Source organism: Streptomyces aureocirculatus (assembly GCF_000720475.1).
In the GTDB taxonomy this organism is placed as follows: Bacteria; Actinomycetota; Actinomycetes; order Streptomycetales; family Streptomycetaceae; genus Streptomyces; species Streptomyces aureocirculatus.
Genome location: NZ_JOAP01000004.1, coordinates 72,276 through 93,918, shown reverse-complemented (window position 1 = coordinate 93,918; position 21,643 = coordinate 72,276). Strand labels below are relative to the sequence as shown.

Genomic DNA, 21,643 nt, shown 5'->3' with positions numbered 1-21,643 from the left:
TCAGCTCACCTCGTCCGTCGCGGGGGTGTCGGTCACGGAGGTGTCCGTGGCGGGGCTGCCGGGTACTGGGCTGTCCGTCACGGGGTTGCCCGGCACGGAAGGGGAAGCCTCGCCGCCGCTCTCGTACGACGCCGTGTCGAGCTGGGAGAGCCGGGCCCCGGGAAGGGCGAGGGCGAAGTCCCGGTAGGCGGAGACATCCGCCCTCAGAGCCGGGCTGCCCGCGCTCTCCAACGCGTCGAGGAGCCGGGCGAGCCCGTCCGCAAGCGGTCCGCCGCCGAGACTCCGCGGCAGCGGTACGTCCGGATCGAGGTCGCTCAGGAGCAGTCTGCGCAGGACGAGCGGCCCGTGCGCGCGATGCCAGGCCACCAGGACCCGCCGGTCCTCGGCGGCGAGCCGGCGCACCTCGTCGTGGTGCGCGGCGATCAGCCGGACGGCGAGCCGCCCCGCCGCACTGCGCTCGGCCCGTTCGCGCACCTGCCGCAGCCGCACGGCCGTGGGGAGCCTGGCCGCGGGGTAGGCGGCTGGCGGCAGCACCACCGGCTCGTCGCCGCGCAGCTCGCCCCTGACCACCGGCTCGTCGCCGTGCAGCTCGCCCCTGACCACCGGCTCGTCGCCGTGCAGCTCGCCCCCGACCACCGGCTCGCCGTCGCGCAACCTGCTTTCCAGCGGCGGCTCGTCGTGCAACCCGCTCTCGCCCACCGGTTCGTCCGCACGCAGCCTGCCCCTGATGGCGTTGACAGCCCGCTCGGGATGTACTCGGCCCGCGCCCCAGCCGTCGTCCAGGCTGCGCGGCGGCGGTGGTTTGTCGCAGGTCTCGACGAGTGTGCCGACGATCGTGTCGTGGTCGGTGTTCCCGTTCGCCTGGAACATCAGCGCGACGACCCCGGCGACGTAGGGAGCGGCGATGCTGGTGCCCTGGGTGACCGTGTACGACGCGGGCGCCCGTGCGCCGCTCAGCGCCGCGGTGATCTTCATGCCGGGCGCGCACACCTCGGGCTTGAGCCGGAGGTCGGTGGTGGGGCCGCGGCTGGAGAAGGGCGCGAGCGAGTTGTCGTCGGGGTGGTACGCCCCGACCGTGAGGACGTGCACGCCCGCCGCGGGGGTGCCGATGGTGCGGGTCCGGTCCTGGTCGCCGCGGAGGAAGCGGGCGGGCGGGTCGCCCCCCGAGGTCTTGAGGGACCAGATGTCGAAGGCGGTCTCGAACCCGGCTGTCTCCTGCAGCGTGAGCGTCCAGGTGCCGATGGCGATATGGCCGTGCGGCGGCGGCACGACGGTCAGCGTGAGGTGCCGCTTGTCGTGCGGCTCCGTGGTGAGCCGGTAGTTCCATCGGATCGTGTGCTCGTGGGCGCTGTCCCCGGGAGGCCCGAGGGGCGCCCGGTGGCTCGCCGCGCTGTTGTTCGGGTCCGGGTCGAGCGGGGCGGGCAGGGCTCTCGTCCCGGTGAGGTTCGGCGGCGGCACCAGATTCACCCGCAGTACCCCCGGCCCCGAGTACCACAGGTGCAGATCGTTCTCCTCGAGGTCGGCGAACTCGACGGCGAAGCGCTTCTGCAGTGCCACGGGACCCCGTGCGGGGGCCCGGCCGAGCGTGTGCAGACCGCCGCTCGGCTGCGCCTTGGGGATGACCAGTGGCTCAGCCGGGGTGGCGAAGGTGTGGAAGTCGCCCTCGTTGCCCGCAGCGGCCACGATCGACCGCCGTGTCGAGCCGGCGAGCAGGTCGTCAAGCAGCACCTCGAACGGGTCGGTCCCGTCGTGGGCGGTCTCGGTGCCGGCGAAGCTCATGTTCACCACGGCACACTTCCTCGGCACCCCGGGGGCGAGCCACGGCTGGCCGAAGATGTACTTCACTGCTTGGATGTCCTGCGAGTAGGTCAGGTTCGTGTGGACGACGACCAGGTCGGCCTGGGGTGCGATGCCCAGGGGCCGGTCGGCGACACAGCAGCCTCCGTCGATCGTGCCGGACCCCGCGGCGACGCTGGCGACCTCGGTGCCGTGCTTGCGGGTGTCCCGGGAGGGGAACGGGGGGCGTGTCGCTGCCTGCAGCGCGGTGTTGATCTCGGCCTCGGTGAACACCCGGCCGCGGGTGACCACGACCTTCGGGTCGGTTCCGTCCACCAGCGCGGCGCTGTGCCGGATCTCTTGGATCGTCTCGCTCTCGATGCGCGAGCCGTCGTAGTTGCCGGTGAAATCGATGACCAAGGGCTGGGCGGGCAGGGGGCCGCCCGTCACCTGGACATCACCGGCGTCGATGGCGGCGAAGGCCTCTAGAGCGGTCTGGAGGGTGGGTGCTTGCAGCGGCAGGAGGAGCGGCGCGGTTCTCTCGTCCGGATTTCCGGGTGCCTCCCACATGAAGACGATATCCCCGCCGGTCGGATTCCCCGTCACCGTGATGGTTTGGCGCAAAGTCACGTCGAACAGCGAGACGATGCGGGTCTGCGGGGGGACTCCGCCCGTTCCGGTTCCCGGTTTGAGGAAGGCCGGGTGGAAGATGTCGACGCCGGTGTCGATGATGCCGACGACCACGCCCTGGCCCGTATAACCGGCGGGCAGCGGCGGAAGTGCCGTGGCGGCGTCGAGGCCCGGCACCCCGGGACTCCCGGGCTCCGCCGCGGGGAGCGGAGCGGCCGGAGGCGTCCTCACCCCTGCCAGAGGCCGGGCCGCACGGTCGCTCACGATCGACACGACGCCCGGAACATCGGCGAGGCGCTCCAGGTCACCGACCGCGACGGTGCCCATCGCGCCCCGCGCCGTGTGGATGTGCGGGCAGAAACCGGCCGCTTCGAGGGCCGCGAGACTGCCTTCGTACCGCAGCAGCACCTTGATGTGCTCGCCGCGTCTGATGCGCTCGTCCTCCGTGTCACGGAAGGACGCGCCTTTCAGGGCCTGGGTGCGCGCGGCGAGTTCCACGTCGAGTTTGGCGTGTGCCATCCGGCACTCCCATCCCTGCCTGACGGTTTCTCGGCGGGAGGCGCGCGAAATGCGGCGTTCGGTCGCGTCACGGCATTTCCCGGTGGCCGTTGCTCAGAATGGTGGGCGGCGAAGTCAACTGTCAATGTCCGGCACCCAAGCCATATCTGAACACTTGTCACCCAGGCGTACGGGAACTGGTGTGCCCAGAACTCCCATGCGAATACCGGCGTCATGCACCGAAAAGTTTCAGCCGCTGTGAATTGTTCCACCTTCTTGAGGGATTGATGCCACCTTGCTGTCGCAGGGAGTGATGCCATGCCTCCCCCCTGTCGCGGACGGCCGCGCCGGCGGTGTGACCGTCCGCGCTGAGGGGGCTCAGGCGGAGGTGCGGAAGGGGCCTGTGACCTCGTAGGTGATGCCGCCCGATGAAGAGCCGGACGTGCCGCGCTGGCTGGAGAAGTACAGCCGCTTGCCGTCGGGGGAGAAGGCGGGACCGGTGATCTCGGAGCCGGACTGGCCGGTGACCCGCAGGAAGGGGGCGACGATGTCGGCGGGGGTGAGGATGCAGATTTCCATGTTGCCGCCGTCCTCGGCGACGAAAAGGTCGCCGGAGGAGCTGCCGGTGACGTTGTCGACACCGGTCAGGGGCGCGGTGCCGTTGGTGACCAGGTTGTCGTCGTAGGCGAGTTCGTAGGTGTTGGAGCGCAGGTTGAGCTTCCAGACACGGTTGTCGCCCTTGGTGGTGAACCAGACGGTGTCGGTGGCGTAGTGGCAGCCCTCGCCGCCGTTGAATATCTTGGCGCCGGAGACCTGGTCGCGGGTGTGGGTGGGAGAGCCGTCCGGATCGGGCACGTTGGTCCAGGTGAAGGAGCCGGAGGCGGCGGTGCCCGCGACCAGTACCTGGAGGGTGCCGGAGGAGAGGTCGCCCCAGGTGGTGGGGATGAACCGGTAGAAGCAGCCGTCCGATTCGTCCTCGGTCAAGTAGATCACCTTGCGCACCGGGTCGGCGGCGGCCGCCTCGTGCTTGAACTGGCCCATCGCGTTGCGGCGGACGGCGGCCTTCGCGCCCCACGGGTCGGTCTCGTAGACGTAGCCGCGGCTGACCTCCTCGCAGGAGAGCCAGGTGTTCCAGGGGGTGGCGCCGCCCGCGCAGTTGTTCCGGGTGCTGGACAGGATGCGGTAGGCACCCGTGACGGCACCCGAGGAGTTGAACTTGACGGCGCTCGCACCGCCACCGGTGGCTATCTCGGAGTTGGACACGTATATCCAGCCGGTTCCGTCGGCGAAACAGGCGCCGCCGTCAGGAGCGCCGTGCCAGGTGTACGAGGTGCCGGGAACCCGCTGGCCGGAGCGGGCGATGACGCGGCTGCTGAAGCCGGACGGCAGCATGATCCCGTTGGCGTCCGCGGCCGACAGGCCACCGTAGGGGCTGGCGCCGTTCTGGGCCGGGGCCGCGTAGGCGGCGCCGTGCATGAGCGTGCCACCGAAGACGGCGGCGGAGGCGCCGATCACCGCGCCACGCAGAAGATTGCGACGTTCCACAGGTACTCCTTCACCGATGAGCGAGTGATGACTTGTTGGGCGTCGCCGACTGGTCACAGGGACCGTAGGGGGCCCGGCCGGGAAGGAGCAGGGGCCGGTCGGCCAACTCTGCTCGGCCAATCGGTGCGCCCCTTCGGTGCGGAAGCCTTCGGTCCGGTACCAAGTGAACGGTTCGGGAACCTTGGTGGACGAAGTCCTGGAGATCTCGGACCGGCGGGTGACACAGGAATCGGCCGCGCACACAGGCGTGCACGGCGACGTACACATCCATCTGGCCGCGGAGGCCATGGCACAGTCGGCCGCCGACATCGCCGCCGCACTGGAGGCCGCGCTCGTGCCCTGCACCCGGAAACGCCGGCTGGAGGTGTGCCGCTCCTACGCGGCACTGCAACTGGGCAGGGAGGCGAGCGGAGGCCTCGCCCCGGCCTGCGCCCTCCGGAAGCCGGCACGCCGGACGCTGTGCCGGTGAGCTCGCGCGTCCGCCGGTCGGGGCGGGTGACGATCGGCGGACTTCGGAGGTGACGGGCTCCGGTGAATCCCTGCGGCAGGTGTGACCGAAACACTACCCTCGGAACACGCTCGGTCGCGGGCGACGTGACGTGGCGTCAGCCCGCCTCGCTCCGAGCGGATTTGTAGCGCGCCTTGGGGGGGAGCACGTCGGATGGCCAGTCATGGGGACCCGCAGGACAGGGACGACAGCACGTACCGAGTGACGGTCCGGAACGTCACCGGACACACGACCGTCGGCCGGAACAACCGTGTCGTCGGCGGCATCGGAACCACGGCCGGTCAGGCGAGCGAGGTCACGGAGGCCCAACTGGCGGAGCTGCGCCGCGAGTTCGCGGGCGTACGCCAGTTGATCGAGGACCTCGACGGTGTGAGCGAGCGCGAGAAGGGCGCCGCCGTGGACCGCCTTGAAGAGCTGGAGGCGGCGGCCACGGACGACGAACCCGACGTACGGGCCATGGGGCGGGTGCGGGCCTGGTTCGCCGAGAAGCTGCCCGAGATGCTGGAAACCGTCACCGGACTCCTGCTGCACCCGACGATCGCGCTCCTCGCGCAGGCGGCGGGCGACGAGGCCGCCGCCGGATTCGACGGGCTGATGCAGAGTCTCGGGTCTTCCACCTCCGGCGAGGGCTGATGCCGGGACCGGTGACGTCCGTGGAGATCAGCGACGTCCGGGGCCACGTCACCATCGGCGACAACAACATCGTGGTGTCGGGCGACCGCTCGTACGTCCAGGTGGTCAACGCGGCACAGCGCCCGGTCCCGGCCGTACGCGAGGACGTGACGCTGCTGCCCCGGCGCCCGCGCACCGCCGTGGGGCGGGAGCGCGAACTCGAAGAGATCGTCCGGGGGCTCGCCGACCACGACGCCTGGCAGGTGCACGGCCCGCCCGGCATCGGTAAGAGCACCCTGCTGCGCCTGACCGCCCACCGCCTCGCCGACGAGGACCGCCCGGTGCTGTTCGTGGACGCCGCGGGCCGCGAAACCGGCGACGTCCTCCAGGACGTCTTCGAGGCCTGCTACGACGCCCCCGGCTACCGGCCCGCGCCCACGGAACTGCGCCGCCTCATGGCCCGCGTCACCGTGGATGTCGTCCTGGACGACCTGGAGACCGGGGCAGCCGACCTCGACGGAGTGCTCGACGCGCTGCCGTCCTCCGTGCTGCTGTGCGCGAGCGGGCGGCGCACGCTGCTGGGCAGGGGAAGGGCACTGGCGCTCGGTGGCCTCGGCCACCAGGACGCCCTGGAGCTGATGTCCCGGAGCCTCGGGCGCCCCCTGACGGCCGCCGAGGAACCGGTCGCCGAAGAACTGTGGCGGGCTACGGCGGGCGCACCGCTGCCGCTCCTGCGGGCGGCGTTGCCGGACCGGCTGAGAGCCGCAGCCGAACTCGACGGTTTGCTGCCTCAGCTCCTTGCGACACTGTCGGGTGCCGAGCGCGACGTCGTCGAGATCCTCGCCGTCGCCCGTGACGGCGGAGTGAGCACCCGCCTGCTCACGGTCCTCCTAGGCGGTGTCACCGGACTCCCCGCCGTGTGCGACCGGCTCGCAGCCCGCGGCGTCGTCGTGGCCACCGAGTACGGCCATCGCCTCGCGCCGGAGATCGGAGGCCGGCAGCTCACGGCTCTCAGGGCCGGGCCCCCGGAGCTTGCGGCACTCGCCGTACGACTGACGCAGTGGGTCTCGGCGACGGGCACGGAGCCGTCAGCCGTGGCCCAGGACGCCGCGCTCCTCACGGCGGCGATCGACGCGGCCGCCGCGGCCGGGCGTCCGCAGGAGGCCGCCCGGCTCGCGCGTGCGGCGTCCCCCGTCCTTGCCTGTTCCCTGCGTACCGGAGCCTGGGGGCGGGTCCTGGAACGCGGCATCGAGGCCGCCGAACGCGCGGGTCTGCGGGACATCGCGGCCTACCTGACGCACGAGGACGGCGTACGCAAACTGGTCACCGGCAAGCGACTGCTCGCGGGGGCCGCCTTTGCCGCGGCCGCCGCGTACTGGCGTGAGCTCGGTAGTGGGGAGGACGCGGCCGCAGCGGATGACGCGGCGCGCGCGTGCGGAGGTGAACCTTCCGGAGCGGGAGATCCCGGGGGTGGAGGCGATACCTCCGGTGCAGGTGATACCGCCGGTGCAGGGGAACCGGGCGGTGCGGGGAACCCGGGCGGTCCTTCGGACGACGGTGGCACGCAGCCCGACCCCGCCGACTCCGGGGCGGACTCCGGCGCCGACGCCCTGGCCTCCGGGGGGCAGGGCTCCGCGGACCCGGGGCCCGCGGCGGACCTCGGGCACGAGATGACGTCGCAGCTCGTCTCCTCGGCGCCGCCGTTCGACCCGGGCTCCATGGCGGTGGCCACGAAGGGCGGGGTGGCCGCCAAGACCGGCTTGGCGGCCAAAACCGGAATGACCATGTCCGCCAAGGTGGTCATCGGTGGTGGCCTCGCCGCGTCGGTCACCGCGGGCGGAGTCGTCCTCAGCCAGCAGGCGGACGCGGACACCGTGCCGGTCAGGGTCACCGTGGCGACCCGGGTCCTCGAGGCGACGATGCCCGGCGACCCCGAGGGCCGCTGTGTGGTGAAGGGCGGTGCGACGGACTGCACCCGGGTCGTCACGTCCAAGAAGGGCGAGTCCGGACCGGTCTCCGTCGACCCCGCCCAACCCCTCCCCGAGGGGGTCAGTCTCGTCTACTGGGGCTGCGACGAAGGCCCGCAGGCGGACTCCTGCTCGGTCACCGCCGAGGGCGAGCGGCATGTGTGCGCCACCACGACCAGCCCCGAGGACGAAGGTGCCCGGAGACGGTGCGCCGAACTCACGGACTCTCCCGCTCCGACCGTCGCGTTCCGTCCGCTGGCCTGGACGACGAACACCCACGTCAAGGTCCTCGCCGAGCCGGACGGTCGCCCGCAGGTGCTCGCGTCCCTGAGCGGCGGGCAGCGGCCCGGCCAGGTCGTGTGGTCCGAGAACGCCACCGAGGTGGCGTGGACGGAAGTGCGGACCCCGGGCGCCGAGGACTTCGCGGACGACACGACGATCAAGCTGCGCGACCTCAAGACCGGCAGCGAGCGTTCGTGGACGTGCTACTCGTGCACGATCGCCTTCGTGGACGGGGAACTCGTCTCCGGCAGCATGGACATCCGGCACCATCCCGCCGACGGCGAGGAGCCCAAGAACAGGGACCTGCCCGAGATCCCGGTCGGTCCTGCGCACGACGGACCGCCCAACACCACGCTCCTCACCTCCTGGAACGGCTCCCGCCTGCGCACGTACGCCGTGTCCAGGGTGGGCACGGTGGGGGAGCGGACCCTCCTGTTCGAGCTGGACTCGCCCACCCGGGCCCGGCAGGTCGAGGAGCTCCCGCGGCTCGACCACGCGGGCGGAGTCTGGGCCGTGAGTCCGGACGGTGAGAGGGCCGTCATCGACCCGCCCACCGGGGAGCCCGCGTACAACTCGTGCGGAGAGGCCGGCTACTCCATGGCGGCACTAGACATCGCCTCCGGAGCCACTGATCCGCTGAGAGGCCCCGGCGCCGGGTGGCGTGTCCACGAAACGTGGTTCGACCCCGACGGCACGGCCCATGTGGTCTACCGGGCGGAGAAGAGGGCCACGGGGGCGGCGACGTGCTCCGTCGACACCAGCCGCGCACCGGTCCGCTACACCCTCGCGCCGGGCGCCGAGTCCTGGAAGCGTTCGGTGAACGAACCCTCCCGGATCATGGCCGTCGGCGGCGGAAAGCGGGTCACACGCACGGCCGACGGAGGCGCGTTCAAACTGGTGGTCGGCGCGGGAGGGAAGCAGCGCACGCTCGACACCGGAGTCGAAGGCGTCTACCCGTCCGCGGCCGCCACGGGGCGCTCTTCTTGATCCCCGGGCCTCCGCGTGGCGTCGAGACGTACGAACGGGATGGACCGTGCCGCCTCGCGGAACGATTCCTCGCTGCCGCTGGTGGGGAGCGCGGTGAAGACGCCCAGAACGCGCGCCACCAGGGGGTGCCGGGACTCGTAGCGCGCCATGACGTCGGCCCCCTCGTCGGGGGACAGGAAGCTCGCGGTGACGCGATGGCGGCGCTTGCCGTACTGGATGACCGTGTGCGGTTCCCGACGCAGATTCCGGTACCACTGCGACCCGGGGCCGAAGCCGGACGCGACGGTCCAGGTGCCGCGCCGGGAGTCATGGGCGACCACTTCGAGGACCACCTGGCGGCGCCTGCCACTCACACGCCCGGTGTGGTTCAGCAGGAGCAGCCGCTTCCCGAAGACCGGACCGAGCCCGGCACGGAACATGCGGATCGGCAGCCGCGCCAGGGTACGGCGCCACCCTGTGGGTGGCTGTGAGAACTGCGGTGTGCCTTCCCGGTGTGCCATCGTCGCCTTCCCGAGGACGCGGGGGAGTAGCGGTCCCGATGCTCAACGGTAGGGGTGAGGCTGCGCCCCGACCAGTGGCGGGCGTCATGCGCGGGGCCGGTGGAGACGCCACCGCCGCCGAGGTGTCGCTCCGGCGGCGACACGGGCCCGCAGTGGTGCTCCCGTCCCGAGGCGCCGCCCGGATTCGGCGCGTATTCTGATCGGGTAGGAACATACTGCGCGGCCGACCGCACGCGCCGACAGAGCCCACCGAGCCCCGTCCCGCTTGCGACGAGGCCTGTGGCCTGATCGACACCGTTCGGCCCCCGACGCCGAAGCCCCCCAGCGACGGCGCCCCGTCTCCGTACGTCCGGCGGTCCCGGCGGCACGCTGAGGCTCTCGACAACCGCCACATCCGCCGACGTTGCGACCACTCCGTGCGAGGAGGTGAGCGACGACGACATCCCGGCCGAAGGGCCAGGCGACCTGCTGCGCGGGACGCACGAGAGCAGCCGACGGCTGCGCGGGGGAGACGTACAGCGACGTCACTGAAGCCGTGTGCGCCCCCGCCGCACCGTCGGCCTGAGCCGCGCCCGACCCGGCCCCGCTCACACCCGAAACCGCCTAGTTGGAGGTGGCAGCAGTGACAACGTCCCCGAGGTCCCCGTCCGAATCCGCGTCCTCCATGTCAGGGGCCCACGCCCCGATGTCCGGGGCGCCGTCCGGGGCACCGTCCGCCATGGACACGCACCCCGACATCGTGGACATGCGCGCCCGCCACGAGGCCGCCGAGCGCGCGGCGAGCACTCCCAAGGTGCAGGCCGTCGACGCCCTGGCCTTCCTCACCGGTCTCTACCTCGCCGCATCACCCTGGATCGCGGGCTTCAACGGCCTGACGCGGCTGTCGGTCATCAACCTGATCGTCGGCCTCGCCTACGCCCTCCTGATGAGCGGCGGCTTCGGCCGGGCCTACGACCGCACGCACGGCATGGCGTGGGCCGCGTGTGCGCTCGGCGTCTGGACGATCGTCGCGCCCTGGGTCGTAGCGGGTGACATGAGCACCACGAGGACCGTGGTCAGCAACGTCATCACCGGTGTCGTGGCGACCCTCCTCGCCCTGGCCGCAGGCGCGGCCGCCCGGGCCAAGGACTCGTCCGGCGCATCTCACAGGTAGAACGGCACAGCAAGGAGAACAGAGGCAGGTACCACCCCCCGGGCGGTGAGAAGCCCACCACCCCACACGACCCCGCCCCCGCGGCTTGTGCCCGCGGGGGCGGGGTCGTGTGGGGTGTGCGCGTGCGCCGCCATCCGGTACGGGTTGCCCAACAGCGGGGGCTGCGAGGACGGCAGGGGGTCACGCGTCAACTCGTAAGGCCTTGCGACGGAACCTTTCTGTCCAGCCAGGTATCTCATCACCTGGAAGGTCCGTACCCCGATGAGAGGAATCGTTCCGCATGGTGCGTCGAGTCCAAGTGCTGCTGTTGTCCGCCCTGCTGCTGGTGTCGGGCTCAGTGATGTCGAGTGCCCCGGCCTCGGCCGTCATCGGTGGGTCGAAGAGCACCTACGGTCCGTGGGCGGTGCGCATGCTCGTCGACGGCAAGCCGGCGTGCACCGGAACGGCGATCACGAACCGATGGATCATCACCGCCTCGCACTGCTTCTACGAGCAGGCGCGGCCCGTCGCCGACAAACGGATCTCGTTCCGCGTCGGCAACCTCGACGTACGAAAAGGCACCAAGGTCCGCCCGGTGCCCGGCAAGCGCGTCGGTAGCGCGCACGCCGACATGATGCTCATCAAGGTGTCACGCATGAAGGTCCAGACGGCCCGCCTGGCCACGGCCCCGGTGCGCCTCGGCCAGACCGTGCGGCAGTACGGGTGGGGCGCCACCTGCACCGGGGACGAGAGCGCCTGCCAGTCCCGCGTACTCAAGCAGTCGAAGCTGCGGGTCGTGTCGCCGGACACTCCCGGCTGCAAGGGCTACGTCGTGGAGGGCGGCCCGGACTTCTGCATGAAGAGGGTGTCCGGGATTCCCGCCGGCGGCGACTCCGGAGGCCCGGTGATGAGCATCGGCCCCCGCGGTACCGAGACCCTCCTCGGCGTCTTCAACGGCTCCGACCGGGAGAAGATTGCCCAAGCCGGGAAGATCTCCAAGCAACTCGCCTGGATCCGTTCCGTCACCCGGCGATAGCCCTGGTGCGCGTCCGGGCCGCCGTGGGGTTGGCTCGAAACCGCCCTTGACCGTGGTCTGCCAAAGTCTATGGTCCAGACTAATCGGCCGTCGTGAACATCTGGCCCCTCGGCTCGACCCCACCCCCCACGTCACTCTCCCCCCACCCCCCACTATTCCGAGCACTTCACGTCCCCCCTACGCAACATCGTCGTGAAGGAGTACGCATGGACAAGAAGCGGAAGATGGCCGCCGCGATCGGTGCCGGACTGGCACCGGTCCTCGCCCTCACGCTGCCGACCGGTTCGGCCAGTGCGCACGGGTACGTCAACGCGCCTGCGAGCCGCCAGGCGCAGTGTGCCGCGCGCACGGTGCCGTGCGGCGACATCAAGTACGAACCGCAGAGCGTCGAGGGCCCCAAGGGTCTGCGCAGTTGTAGCGGCGGCAACGGCAGGTTCGCGGAGCTCGACAACGACAGCAAGGGGTGGAAGGTCAGCGACGTCAGCAGGACGCAGACCTTCACCTGGACGTTCACCGCGAGGCACCGCACGCTGAACTACGAGTACTTCGTCGACGGCACCAAGGTCGCCACCGTCGACGGCGGCAACCAGCAGCCGCCGTCGACCGTCTCGCACCAGGTCAACCTCGGCAACTTCACCGGCAGGCACAAGGTTCTCGCGGTGTGGAACATCGGCGACACGGCCAACGCCTTCTACGCGTGCATCGACGTCAATATCCGCTGACGGATCGAGCGAACGGCGCCTGACGGGCAAGGCCCAGGTCAGGCGCCTTTTCGTGAGCCACGAGAAGAAGCCGAGCCGCTGCGGACGCAGTATCTCCAGCGGCGCTACGAACCTTCGGTCCCGGAGCGCTGAGCGGCCCGGCGCCGCAGGTGCAGCGGCAGCGCGTACCAGCAGATGGCGAACCACAGCATCACCCCGCCCGCGAGGGCTTCGGCGAGCGGGCCCGGGATGACGATCCGCAGGATCAGCAGGAGCGTGCAGCCGATGGTCAGCGCGAGGAGGACCATGCCGCACATCATCAAGCGGCCGGCGGTTTCCACCACTTCTTCCTTCATGCGCTGACCGGACAGGAAGCGGTGCAGGGAGACGGGCGCTATCAGTGACCCCGTGGCGGCCGCGCCGAGAACCACGGTGATGACGTAGACAGTGCGATCGAACGTGCCCAGCTCCCGGAACAGGGGAGTGAAGGCCACACTGAGCAGGAACCCGAAGAGGATCTGCACCCCTGTCTGGGCGACCCGCGTCTCCTGCAGGATCTCTTGCCACCGGCGATTGGCCCGCTCACTCGCACTTTCCGGCTCCTCGGCGCCCCCGGCACCCCGGGCGCTCTCACCCTCGGTGCCCTTGGCGCCCTCGGCTTCCGAGCCCTGGGCGTGCTGGCGCAGGCCCCCGGCGGTGTCCTTGTCCGCCGGCTCGACCGTCCGCTCCGTCATGGTCATGGCATCCTCCCCGTCGCAGGAAGACCGGATGCCCCGTACGGGCCTCCCCATGCAGGTCTGAGGCGCGCAAGGGTCGGCTGCGACGCCGGGATGACGGTCGTCGGCAGCGGTTCTGTGCGCAACCCGGAGTCCGGCGGCACTCCGCCTGGTCCTATATTCATACAAACCATCCGTGCGCGGCCCTGCTGCGATGAACACTGGGTAGGACCGCAGTGGTTGACACCGACAGAACCACACAAGGCCCGGCGGAGTCCCGCGCCGCTCGCAAGGCGCGCGAGAAGGCGCAGAAGCGCAAGCGCCTGGGCGTCGGCGCGGCCGTGCTCGTCCTGGGCGGGACCACTACCGCGTACGTGCTCACCCTCGGGGACTCCTCGGAAAGCGGCGGCGACGCCCGGCGCGCGGCACCCACGGCCTTGCACAACGCCGCCGAGGGGGCGGGTGCCGCGAAGCGCGCGAAGGAGGACGAGGAGGAGGACTGGGACGGCAAGGTCCGGGTCCTTGGTGACGGCTCCACCTCGTACACGGGGCCGCAGGCCGGGCAGTTGAAGCCGAGGAAGCTGAAGCCCGGGGAGAAGCCGCCCCAGTTCGTGGTCTTCTCCTGGGACGGCGCGCTGGAGGGCGACGACCGCCGCTTCTCCCACTTCCGCAAGGTGGCCAGGGAGAGCAAGGCCCATATGACCTTCTTCCTCACCGGTATCTATCTGCTGCCGGAGAGCAAGAAGAAGCTCTACCGCCCGCCGCAGCACAACCCGGGGTCAGCCGCGATCTCGTACCCGACCGTCCCGCACGTGCAGACCACGCTCGAGCAACTGCGCGGCGCCTGGAAGGACGGCAACGAGATCGGATCGCACTTCAACGGGCACTTCTGCGGCTCCAAGGGCGGCGGGGACTGGAGCCCCGAGGAGTGGAAGAGCGAGATCAACCAGACGTACGCGTTCATCAAGAACTGGAAGACCAACACCGGTTTCACCCGCGAAGCGCCGCTGCCCTTCGACCCGGACCGGGAGATCGTCGGTGGCCGCGCGCCCTGCCTAGAGGGGCAGAAGAACCTGCTGACCGCGATCAAGCCGTTCGGCTGGCGCTACGACGCGAGCTCGTCGGGGGACTTCCAGATATGGCCGTCCAAGCTGGACGGCATATGGAATTTTCCCCTCCAGCTCCTGCCGTTGCAGGGCAAAGAGGTGCAAGTCCTCTCCATGGACTTCAACTTCCTCTACCACCAGTCCGGCGAGAGCACCCAGGGCGACCCGGCGAAGTTCCCGGCCTGGAAGGAACAGGTCCGGGCCTCGTACCTGAACGGCTTCCATCGCGTCTACAACGGCAGCCGGGCGCCGATGTTCATCGGCAACCACTTCGAGGACTGGAACGGTGGCATCTACATGGACGCCGTGGAGGACGTGATGCGGGACGTGTGCCCGCGCGAGGGCGTCCGCTGTGTGTCCTTCAGGGAGCTGGCGGACTGGCTCGACGTGCAGGACCCGAAGGTCCTGGCCCAACTGCGCCTGCTCGACCCGGCACAGGCGCCGGACTGGAAGTCGCTCGTCAAGTAGCGCACGGCCCGGGTCCGGGCCACCGGGCGGGCGGCGCCGGCGGGCCGCCGGATGCCGCCTACTCCACCGCCTCGACGTAGTCGGCCCACAGGTCGACCGCCCGCTCGCTGCCGGGGGTTTCGGGGGAGTCGCCGCCAAGGCCCCGCAACGGCAGCGGCACCAGGTCGGTCAGCGACATGCGGTACACGACCACGGCCGTGGTCTCGGCCTCGGTGCCTCCCACGAACCAGCCCGCCGTGTTCGCGGTGGTCGTCCCGGTCTTTCCCACGGCGCCGGGGTGCGCCCCGCCGGCCGCTGCGGCCGAGCCCTCGGTCATCGTGGCCCGCAGGGCGTCCGTGACCGCCAGGGCGGTCCGCCGCGACACCGCCCGGGCGGGCTTCGGCTTGTCGAGCGGCACCGCGGCACCGGCGTGGGTGACCGAGCGCACCGAGTACGGCTCGGTGTGCGTGCCTCCGGCGGCGAAGGTCTGGTACGCGCCGGCCATCCGGATGGCGCTGGGTGTCGAGTTCTCCCCGATCGCGAACGACGGGATCCGCTCCCCGAGGCTCGATTCGAGCAGCCCCGCGCGCAGGGCGTACGACTCCACCCGGTCGAGGCCGACGTCTAGGCCGAGTTGGAGCATCGGCGTGTTGACGGAGCTGGCGACCGCCTGCCGCAGGGTCACCTGCCCCCAGTCGCGGCCGCCCTCATTGCGGCCCTTCACCACTTTGCCGCTGCGGTCCCAGTACGGGCCCTCCGGCGTCCGCACCGCGATCCGGTTGTTGCCGTCGTACACACTGGTGGGGGAGACGGGCGTACGGGCCGCTCCGCGGGTGCGCTGCACGCCTTCGTCGAGCGCGGCGGCGTAGACGAACGGGGTGAACGCCGAGCCGACGGGAACGGTCGTCGCGTTCGCCTGATTGAAGCCCTGTTTCAGGTAGTCGGCGCCGCCGTACATGGCGAGCAGGCTGCCGTCCCGGGCGACGGACGCCGCGCCGATCCTGGCGTGCTTGTCGGTGCGGGGCCGCCGCTCGGCGTCGAAGTCCTTCTCCGCCTTGTGGACGGCGGCGGTGAGGGCCTTCGTGCGGGCGCGGTCGAAGGTCGTGCGGATCTGGTAGCCGCCGAGGTCGTAGTCGGCGGCCTCGATGTGCCCGGCCTTGATCGCGTGCCGCTTCGCCAGCTCCACCAGATAGCCGGTCTGCGCGCCCGGAATGCCGCCGGAGCCCGGCCCCGTGGGCTCAGGGAACTTCGTGTACGTGGCGCGTTCGGCGCGCGTGAGGTGACCGGTCTCGACCATGCGGTCCAGGATCCAGCTCCACCGTTCGACGGCCCGCTTGTGGTTCGCCTTGCTGATGGAGGGGTCGTAGAGCCCCGCTCCCTTGAGGAGGGCGGCCAGGAAGGCGCCTTCGCTGGGGTTGAGCCGGGAGACGTCCTTGCCGTAGTACGCGTGCGAGGCGCGCTGGATGCCGTAGGTGCCGCGTCCGAACCAGCTCGTGTTGAGGTAGTTCCGCAGGATCGTCTCCTTGCTCGTCCGGTTGTCCAGCTTCACGGCGAGCAGGAGTTCGGTGAACTTCCGGGAGACGGTGCGGTCCTGGCTCAGATAGACGTTCTTCACGTACTGCTGGGTGATGGTGGACCCGCCCTGGGTCTCCCCGCCGGTCACCGCGGCGCTCACAGCACGCAGGACACCCGTCGGCGAGACTCCGGCATCCGAGTAGAAGCTGGCGTTCTCGGCGGCGAGGACGGCGCCCTGGACCTTGGGCGGCACCTTGTCCAGGGGTATCTCCTGCCGGATGACCCAGCCGGTGCGGGCCATGACGGAGCCGTCGGCCCAGTAATAGACGTTGTCCTGTTGCGTGGCGAACGAGTTGAGGTCATCCGGTATGTCCGTGGTGGCGTAGGCGATCGCGACGAAGCCGGTCAAACCGACGACCACGTACAGGAAGGCGCCAAGCGACTGGCGCCACGAGGGCACCCACCGCCGCCATCCGCTGCGGCCAGGGCGGGGGTACGCGGGACGCAGGCGCCGCAGTTGCCCGCGCACCACGGAGAGCGCGGCAGGTATGCCTCCGGGTGTGCCACCGCCGGACCGGGCCCGGCGCCGCGGTCCGGGCTTCCTGCGCCGCCCCGTCGGTCCACCACGGCCCCCGAACGCCGCCCGCCGACCACTCGGTTGCCCCCCTGTGTCCGTGTTCCTCCCACCCACCCCGCATGCCTCCTCCGCTGCCCTTTGGGGCACACCCTAGAGGTACGTGAAGTGGGACAGGGCGGGGCAGGGTCCCGGTCTCCCGGCGGTCACCGCAAACCGTGCAGGCCGAACGGATCTACAAAAGGGCCGAGTTGTGCGACGATTTCGTCCCCCGGCCTTGGTCGACCGGGCAACAAAAGAGGAAACAGAGTGATATCGAAGAGATGCAGACCCGCCGTCGTCGCCGGTCTGACCGTGGCTGTGATGTCCGGCTCCACGCTCGCGTACTCCGCGCACGCCGACACCGCCCCCACTGAGCCGCGCAAGGCCGACCGCGAGACGGCCGACACCTTCGCCCGTATCGCCGAAGACGTTCTTTCCCGGCGCGCCGAGGCCCTGGTCCAGGGGCACGGCGCCGCGGACGCGGGCGCTTCCACGTCACACATGTCCCACCGGCTCAAGAAGGACGAGGCCGCCGCGCTCCAGTCGCTGCGGGCGCGCAAGTCCAGGTTGGTGCGACTCGGCGAGGCCTACACGGACGCGGACACCCGTGTGGTCGTGGACCGCGCCACCATCGCCGGCAGGACGGCGACCGTCCAGGTCACCGCGTCCTCGACACTCACCTACAAGAAGCTGCGCGGTGACGAACCCAGTACCACCGCCTTCACGACGCGCCAGGAGCTGAAACTCACCGGCACGAAGGGCGGCGACTGGGAGCTCACCTCGATCGCCTCCCGGGACACCGGGCCCGTCGCGGTCGTCGAACCGCTCACGGCCGGGACGAAGACCGTCAAGGACGACGGCAAGCAGTACCCGGACGGCACCCCGGCTTCCACCAAGGTCCCCACAAGCCCGACGCCCAAGAAGACCGGCGGCAGCTACAACTACTCCGCCATGGCGCGGTACGCGGAGAAGTACTGGCGCGACTACAACCCGGCCTACGCGCGGTTCAACGGGGCCGGCGGCGACTGCACCAACTTCCTCAGCCAGGCGCTGAAGGCGGGGGGCTGGAAGCACGTTCCCGGCTCCGCGTCCGACTACCGGAACTGGTGGCACGACGGCACGCGCCAGAGCACGTCCTGGGTCGGTACGAACGAGTGGGCCTGGTTCACCCTTTCCAACCGGCGCGCCCCGAACCTGACGAACGTCTACCAGTTGGGCGTCGGTGACGTCCTGCAGATGGACTTCGACAAGAACGGGTCCAAGGACCACTCCATGCTGGTGACCTACCGCAACAGCCGCGGCATGCCGTACCTCACCTACCACTCCACCGACACCTACCGGCGGTCGCTCGCGAGCATCATCGCGTCCTACCCCAACGCGCGCTACTTCGCCTACCGCACCTGACGGGCCTCAGGCCCTCTCCGCGCACCGGCCACCGACCCGGCCGGGGAGGGCCTCCGGCCTGGCCGGGGAGTGCCTTCGGCTCGGCGGGAGCCGCCGCGGCCAGTAGCCTCGGACACCATGGGCATTGAGATCGATGTAGTGGTGAGTTACCCGATCAACGATGAAGTGGAGAGGGTGCTGGGGTTGGCCGAGGCGGTCGGTGAGCCCGTCACTGTCACGTTCTTGTGGAAAGGGCGCGGGGAGGCGGAGCGTGCGGTGCTGGTGCCCGCGGCCACACTGGCGCTCTGGGAGCACTGGGCCCCCGCCGCCTTCCCGGCGAGTGGCGTCGGGGAGGCCGACCGGGCCGTGGGGGAGGAGCCGGAACTGGCCCATCCAACGGAGTTCGGCGCCTTTACGCTCTTTCGTCGTCGTGTGGGTGGGCGCACGGCGGTTGCTCGTGAAGGTGTGGTGGTCGCAGAGCTTCTGGAGCCCGAAGAGGCGCACTGGCTCCAGGAGAAGGCCCGTAGTGTCCGCCAAGGCTTCATGGATCCGAAGCAGCGGGCGGCGTTCGAGGAGTTCCTCGCCCGGCAGGCATCCCTGGATGACCAGTGACGCGCCGACGGCGCGAAGCCGGAAGGGACGCAGGAAGGGACGCCGGAAGGGACGCCGCCGTGCCGGGTGCGCCGACCCCCGAGGAGATGACTGTGACCGAGCTGCCCCGCGCCCGCGCCCGCACCGAGCTGCTGAGACCGGACGGCGCCCGCCTCACTCTCTACCTGCACGGGACACGTGAACCCGACCTCGTTCTCGTCCTGGCCCACGGCTGGCAAGCCACCGCCGCCATCTGGGACAAGACCGTCGAACAGTTCGCCCGCCCCGGGACCCTTGTCGTCCGCTACGACCAACGCGGACACGGCGGCTCCACCACCGGCACAGCCCGACCGGGAATCCCTCTCCTGGCCGACGACCTCGCGGCCGTCATATCCACCACCGCGCCCGGGGACACCCCCGTCGTCCTCGCGGGACACTCCATGGGCGGCGCGGCCGTCCTCGCCCTTGCCGCAAGCCGGCCCGGCCTCATCGGGGACAAGGTCAAGGCGGCCTTGCTCGTCGCGTCGAGCAGCGGAGGGCTCGACCTCGCCGCCGCCGCACACCCGCCACGAACGCGCCTGGTCGGTCTGATGCGCCACGCCATGGCGAGCCTCTGCATCCGCGCGCCCGGCATGGCGAACCGCCTCCACAACCTCTGGCAGCCGCGGCTCGACACGCAACCACCCATCGATGTCGCCGCTCACTGGTTCAAAGCACTGATGCGGCACGACGTGACGCGACACCTGGGCGTTCTGGAGCGCATCCCGGTGCACATCCTGGTGGGGGAGAACGACCCGACCATTCCGCCGCTCCACTCCCACCGCCTGGCCGCGCACATCCCGAACGCCCGGCTGCGCGTGGTCCCGAGCGGCTGCCACCGCTTGCCCACCCGCCACTCCTCGAAAGTCGTCACCGCGGTCGAGGAAACCTGCGCCGACGCGCTTCGGCACGCCGACAGTCCACCGCGCGCCGACGAGCCCGCCGCCACGGTATCCGCCCAGGCCCAAGTCTCATCGGTCGGCCCCGCGGTGCCCCGGCAGGTTTCATGATGCTCCCTGGATCCCCGCATCCCTCGACCACTTGTCCCAACCGCCCCAGGTGTACGTGGGACGCCCGCTGCGGCTGCCAGCGAACATCGTGCTCCTCGGCCCGGGCGGCGACGTAGAAGACCAGGGGTTCGCTTTCGCTGATGGTGTACGGGAAGTCGCGTTGGTCCACCCTGGGCGTGGCGCGCGGCACGGCGTCGTCGAGGTCGACAGCGAAGGACTTGGTCTCCACCGTCTCGCCGCAGCCCGTCCCCATGCGGGAGTCGTTCCGGGCCAGTGGCGCGCCGGTGTTCCGTACGCGGACGTTCATGCCCTTCAGGACGACAGGATCCTCGCCTCTGCCCTGCAAGGTGACTTCGATGTACTGGTCACGGGCCGAGACGGCACCGAGTTCGCCAACGCCGCCTGGACCTCTCGGCTCGTCGGTCCCGAGAGCCTCGCCCTCCGGTGTGGCGGCGGGCCCGGCGCCGCTCCGCCTGTGCTTGTCACCGTCACCGTCACCGCTTCCGTTCACGGCGAGAGCGGCGGCGCCGAGCCCCACGACCGCGGCGACGGCGACGGCGAGGACGAGGGCCCGTCGTCTGCGCGACGAGGACAGTGCGGGTGAGGCGGCTAGACCCGTCCCCGTTGCAGCACCGGTGCAAGGCGGACGTACTCATGTGAAGCCGCGCAGGTCACGAAAGATCAGCCACGTTCCGGGACCGAGACGCTCAGCGGCTCCAGCGCGGTTCCGGTCGACCGTCGGAACGGAAGGCGGCGAAGCGGGCACGGGACACAGCGCACGGGCGAGAAAACCGGCCATGATTAACGCAGAAACTCTTCAAAAGACGCGAGAGTAACAGGGTTGACGTCTCCCGCGGGGGAGTGGAAGCATCACCCAGTAAACAATTCGATCACGAAGTGAGATCGTAAAGTGAGATCGTAAAGTGAGATCACGAAGCAGGATCGTGGACTTCGCTCACCGACTGAGATCACAAAAACCCTGAGATCACGAAAACCCTTTGCAAGGAGTGCTCGTGACAGCAGTGCCCCCCGCGGTCCAGGAACACGAGTCAACGCCTGCCATGGCGCGGGCGTACCGTATCGTCAATGTCGGTCCGGAGGAATTCGCTTTCACGGACCTCACCAAGACGCGCATCGGTGACGAGCAGAACAGATTCTTCCGGCTCTTCGTCCCGGTGAAGCAGCAGCGCATGCGCCTGCCGACCGCGCTGCCCGAATTCCGTACGCTGCGGCACTTCGCGAACCTCTCGGACAGCCCCGTCACCGCGGCGGCCCGCCTTGGCGGACGCTGGTCCGACTACAACCTCGCCGCCATCACACAAGTGGCTGCCTGCAACTTCCGTTGCACCTACTGCTATGTGGACTTCCGGCACCTGGCGGGGCACGACGCGTTCACCGCGACGCCGGCCGACGTGGTCGACGAATTCCTCGCGCTGCGGGGCCGGTTGCGCGAGGAGGGGCGGACCCTGGCGATCCTCCGGATCAGCGGAGGCGAACCCCTGCTGGCGCCCCGGCTCCTGGTCGGTGTCCACGGTGAACTCGTGCGACGGGAACTCCTGCACACCTCGGTGGTGCTGAAGGCCGAGAGCAACGCCAGCGCGCTGCCGTTCGCCATGAGCCGCATGGAGCACCGGGAACGGCACGCGTTACGCGCCGCGGCACCCGACATCACCCTCCATGTGACCCTGCACTCCCGGCCCGGCGGCCGCGACTGGGACTCCGTCATCCAGGGACTGGCGGCGGCCGTCGAGCTCGGCTTCGACGTGTATCCGGCCATCGGCGGCGCCGACTGGCCCCGCGAGGACATGGTGACGCTCTTCGAGAGCCTGCGGAGCATCGCTCCCGGCCTTCCGCTGCGCCTCGCGGTCCGCCCGTTCATTCTCTCGTACGAGATCCTGCGTGACCGCCGCAGTCTGCCGCAGCTCGACGAGAAGTCGGACGCTCCGTCGCTGCTCTGGGAAGGAATTCTCCAAGAGCGCCTCGGGGTCTCCTATATGGAGCAGCCCCGGCATTCCGTCGCACTGATCTGACAGTGCGGCGGAGGAG

At 70.3% G+C, this 21,643-nt stretch carries 17 protein-coding genes; 12 read left to right on the top strand and 5 right to left on the bottom strand.

The features are described from left to right. Together IG78_RS0104820 and IG78_RS0104815 are read right to left on the bottom strand one after the other, a co-directional pair. A complete protein-coding gene (locus IG78_RS0104820; protein ID WP_030559954.1) occupies positions 1 to 2,925 on the bottom strand; it encodes a S8 family serine peptidase in 2,925 nt (974 codons plus the stop codon). Positions 2,926 to 3,282: 357 nt separating this feature from the next. Next, entirely contained in the window at positions 3,283 to 4,449 is a 1,167-nt protein-coding gene (locus tag IG78_RS0104815; RefSeq protein WP_030559953.1) for an alkaline phosphatase PhoX, read from the bottom strand. A gap of 184 nt (positions 4,450 to 4,633) precedes the next feature. Between IG78_RS0104815 and IG78_RS0104810 the strand changes: the two genes are divergently transcribed. From IG78_RS0104810 to IG78_RS43860, 3 genes are all read left to right on the top strand, one after another. Beyond that, on the top strand, positions 4,634 to 4,918 hold the full coding sequence (locus tag IG78_RS0104810) for a hypothetical protein (RefSeq protein WP_030559952.1): 285 nt from the start codon (positions 4,634 to 4,636) through the stop codon (positions 4,916 to 4,918). 192 nt (positions 4,919 to 5,110) lie between these two features. Next, complete coding sequence (locus tag IG78_RS0104805; RefSeq protein ID WP_063760702.1) at positions 5,111 to 5,590, top strand: hypothetical protein; 480 nt, start codon at positions 5,111 to 5,113, stop codon at positions 5,588 to 5,590. 20 nt (positions 5,591 to 5,610) lie between these two features. Beyond that, positions 5,611 to 8,805: an ATP-binding protein gene (locus IG78_RS43860; protein WP_157855760.1), complete on the top strand. Its 3,195-nt coding sequence runs from the start codon at positions 5,611 to 5,613 to the stop codon at positions 8,803 to 8,805. Here IG78_RS43860 and IG78_RS0104790 read toward each other — a convergent pair. Further along, the gene (locus IG78_RS0104790) at positions 8,769 to 9,305 is read right to left on the bottom strand and encodes a nitroreductase family deazaflavin-dependent oxidoreductase (protein ID WP_030559948.1); all 537 of its coding nucleotides are present in this window, start codon (positions 9,303 to 9,305) and stop codon (positions 8,769 to 8,771) included. The two genes, IG78_RS43860 and IG78_RS0104790, sit on opposite strands and share 37 nt — an antisense overlap. A gap of 718 nt (positions 9,306 to 10,023) precedes the next feature. Between IG78_RS0104790 and IG78_RS0104780 the strand changes: the two genes are divergently transcribed. The 3 genes from IG78_RS0104780 to IG78_RS0104770 all read left to right on the top strand — a co-directional run bounded on the left by IG78_RS0104780 (position 10,024) and on the right by IG78_RS0104770 (position 12,195). Next, positions 10,024 to 10,458: an SPW repeat protein gene (locus IG78_RS0104780; protein ID WP_030559947.1), complete on the top strand. Its 435-nt coding sequence runs from the start codon at positions 10,024 to 10,026 to the stop codon at positions 10,456 to 10,458. 280 nt (positions 10,459 to 10,738) lie between these two features. Then, positions 10,739 to 11,473, top strand: coding sequence for a S1 family peptidase (locus tag IG78_RS0104775; RefSeq protein ID WP_030559946.1), 735 nt, complete (start codon positions 10,739 to 10,741; stop codon positions 11,471 to 11,473). A gap of 206 nt (positions 11,474 to 11,679) precedes the next feature. Then, positions 11,680 to 12,195 (top strand): lytic polysaccharide monooxygenase auxiliary activity family 9 protein, encoded by a 516-nt coding sequence (locus IG78_RS0104770; RefSeq protein WP_030559945.1) that lies wholly within the window; start codon positions 11,680 to 11,682, stop codon positions 12,193 to 12,195. A 104-nt stretch (positions 12,196 to 12,299) separates the two neighbouring features. Here IG78_RS0104770 and IG78_RS0104765 read toward each other — a convergent pair whose 3' ends face one another. Further along, positions 12,300 to 12,914: a DUF6328 family protein gene (locus IG78_RS0104765; RefSeq protein WP_030559944.1), complete on the bottom strand. Its 615-nt coding sequence runs from the start codon at positions 12,912 to 12,914 to the stop codon at positions 12,300 to 12,302. Between the two features lie 212 nt (positions 12,915 to 13,126). On the opposite strand from IG78_RS0104765, the gene IG78_RS0104760 reads away from it, so the two are divergent. Continuing rightward, on the top strand, positions 13,127 to 14,464 hold the full coding sequence (locus IG78_RS0104760) for a polysaccharide deacetylase family protein (RefSeq protein ID WP_404827670.1): 1,338 nt from the start codon (positions 13,127 to 13,129) through the stop codon (positions 14,462 to 14,464). A 58-nt stretch (positions 14,465 to 14,522) separates the two neighbouring features. Here IG78_RS0104760 and IG78_RS0104755 read toward each other — a convergent pair whose 3' ends face one another. Then, the gene (locus IG78_RS0104755; RefSeq protein ID WP_225881983.1) at positions 14,523 to 16,418 is read right to left on the bottom strand and encodes a transglycosylase domain-containing protein; all 1,896 of its coding nucleotides are present in this window, start codon (positions 16,416 to 16,418) and stop codon (positions 14,523 to 14,525) included. A 423-nt stretch (positions 16,419 to 16,841) separates the two neighbouring features. Here IG78_RS0104755 and IG78_RS0104750 point away from each other — a divergent pair, with 423 nt between their 5' ends. From IG78_RS0104750 to IG78_RS0104730, 5 genes are all read left to right on the top strand, one after another. Continuing rightward, positions 16,842 to 17,978 carry an amidase domain-containing protein gene (locus IG78_RS0104750; protein ID WP_030559941.1) on the top strand — a complete coding sequence of 379 codons (1,137 nt, stop codon included), beginning with the start codon at positions 16,842 to 16,844 and terminating at the stop codon, positions 17,976 to 17,978. A gap of 117 nt (positions 17,979 to 18,095) precedes the next feature. Next, positions 18,096 to 18,569 carry a hypothetical protein gene (locus tag IG78_RS0104745; RefSeq protein ID WP_030559939.1) on the top strand — a complete coding sequence of 158 codons (474 nt, stop codon included), beginning with the start codon at positions 18,096 to 18,098 and terminating at the stop codon, positions 18,567 to 18,569. Positions 18,570 to 18,661: 92 nt separating this feature from the next. Beyond that, the gene (locus tag IG78_RS0104740) at positions 18,662 to 19,597 is read left to right on the top strand and encodes an alpha/beta fold hydrolase (RefSeq protein ID WP_051852372.1); all 936 of its coding nucleotides are present in this window, start codon (positions 18,662 to 18,664) and stop codon (positions 19,595 to 19,597) included. 31 nt (positions 19,598 to 19,628) lie between these two features. Next, positions 19,629 to 20,201, top strand: coding sequence for a hypothetical protein (locus tag IG78_RS0104735; protein WP_157855759.1), 573 nt, complete (start codon positions 19,629 to 19,631; stop codon positions 20,199 to 20,201). 409 nt (positions 20,202 to 20,610) lie between these two features. Beyond that, on the top strand, positions 20,611 to 21,627 hold the full coding sequence (locus IG78_RS0104730) for a radical SAM protein (protein WP_157855758.1): 1,017 nt from the start codon (positions 20,611 to 20,613) through the stop codon (positions 21,625 to 21,627). Positions 21,628 to 21,643 lie beyond the last annotated feature (16 nt).

Excerpts from the sequence above, each read along its gene's own strand:
- IG78_RS0104820 (WP_030559954.1), bottom strand. The coding sequence starts at position 2,925 with ATGGCACACGCCAAACTCGACGTGGAACTCGCCGCGCGCACCCAGGCC.
- IG78_RS0104805 (WP_063760702.1), top strand. The coding sequence starts at position 5,111 with ATGGCCAGTCATGGGGACCCGCAGGACAGGGACGACAGCACGTACCGA.
- IG78_RS0104790 (WP_030559948.1), bottom strand. The coding sequence starts at position 9,305 with ATGGCACACCGGGAAGGCACACCGCAGTTCTCACAGCCACCCACAGGG.
- IG78_RS0104780 (WP_030559947.1), top strand. The coding sequence starts at position 10,024 with ATGGACACGCACCCCGACATCGTGGACATGCGCGCCCGCCACGAGGCC.
- IG78_RS0104775 (WP_030559946.1), top strand. The coding sequence starts at position 10,739 with ATGGTGCGTCGAGTCCAAGTGCTGCTGTTGTCCGCCCTGCTGCTGGTG.
- IG78_RS0104770 (WP_030559945.1), top strand. The coding sequence starts at position 11,680 with ATGGACAAGAAGCGGAAGATGGCCGCCGCGATCGGTGCCGGACTGGCA.
- IG78_RS0104765 (WP_030559944.1), bottom strand. The coding sequence starts at position 12,914 with ATGACCATGACGGAGCGGACGGTCGAGCCGGCGGACAAGGACACCGCC.
- IG78_RS0104745 (WP_030559939.1), top strand. The coding sequence starts at position 18,096 with ATGGGCATTGAGATCGATGTAGTGGTGAGTTACCCGATCAACGATGAA.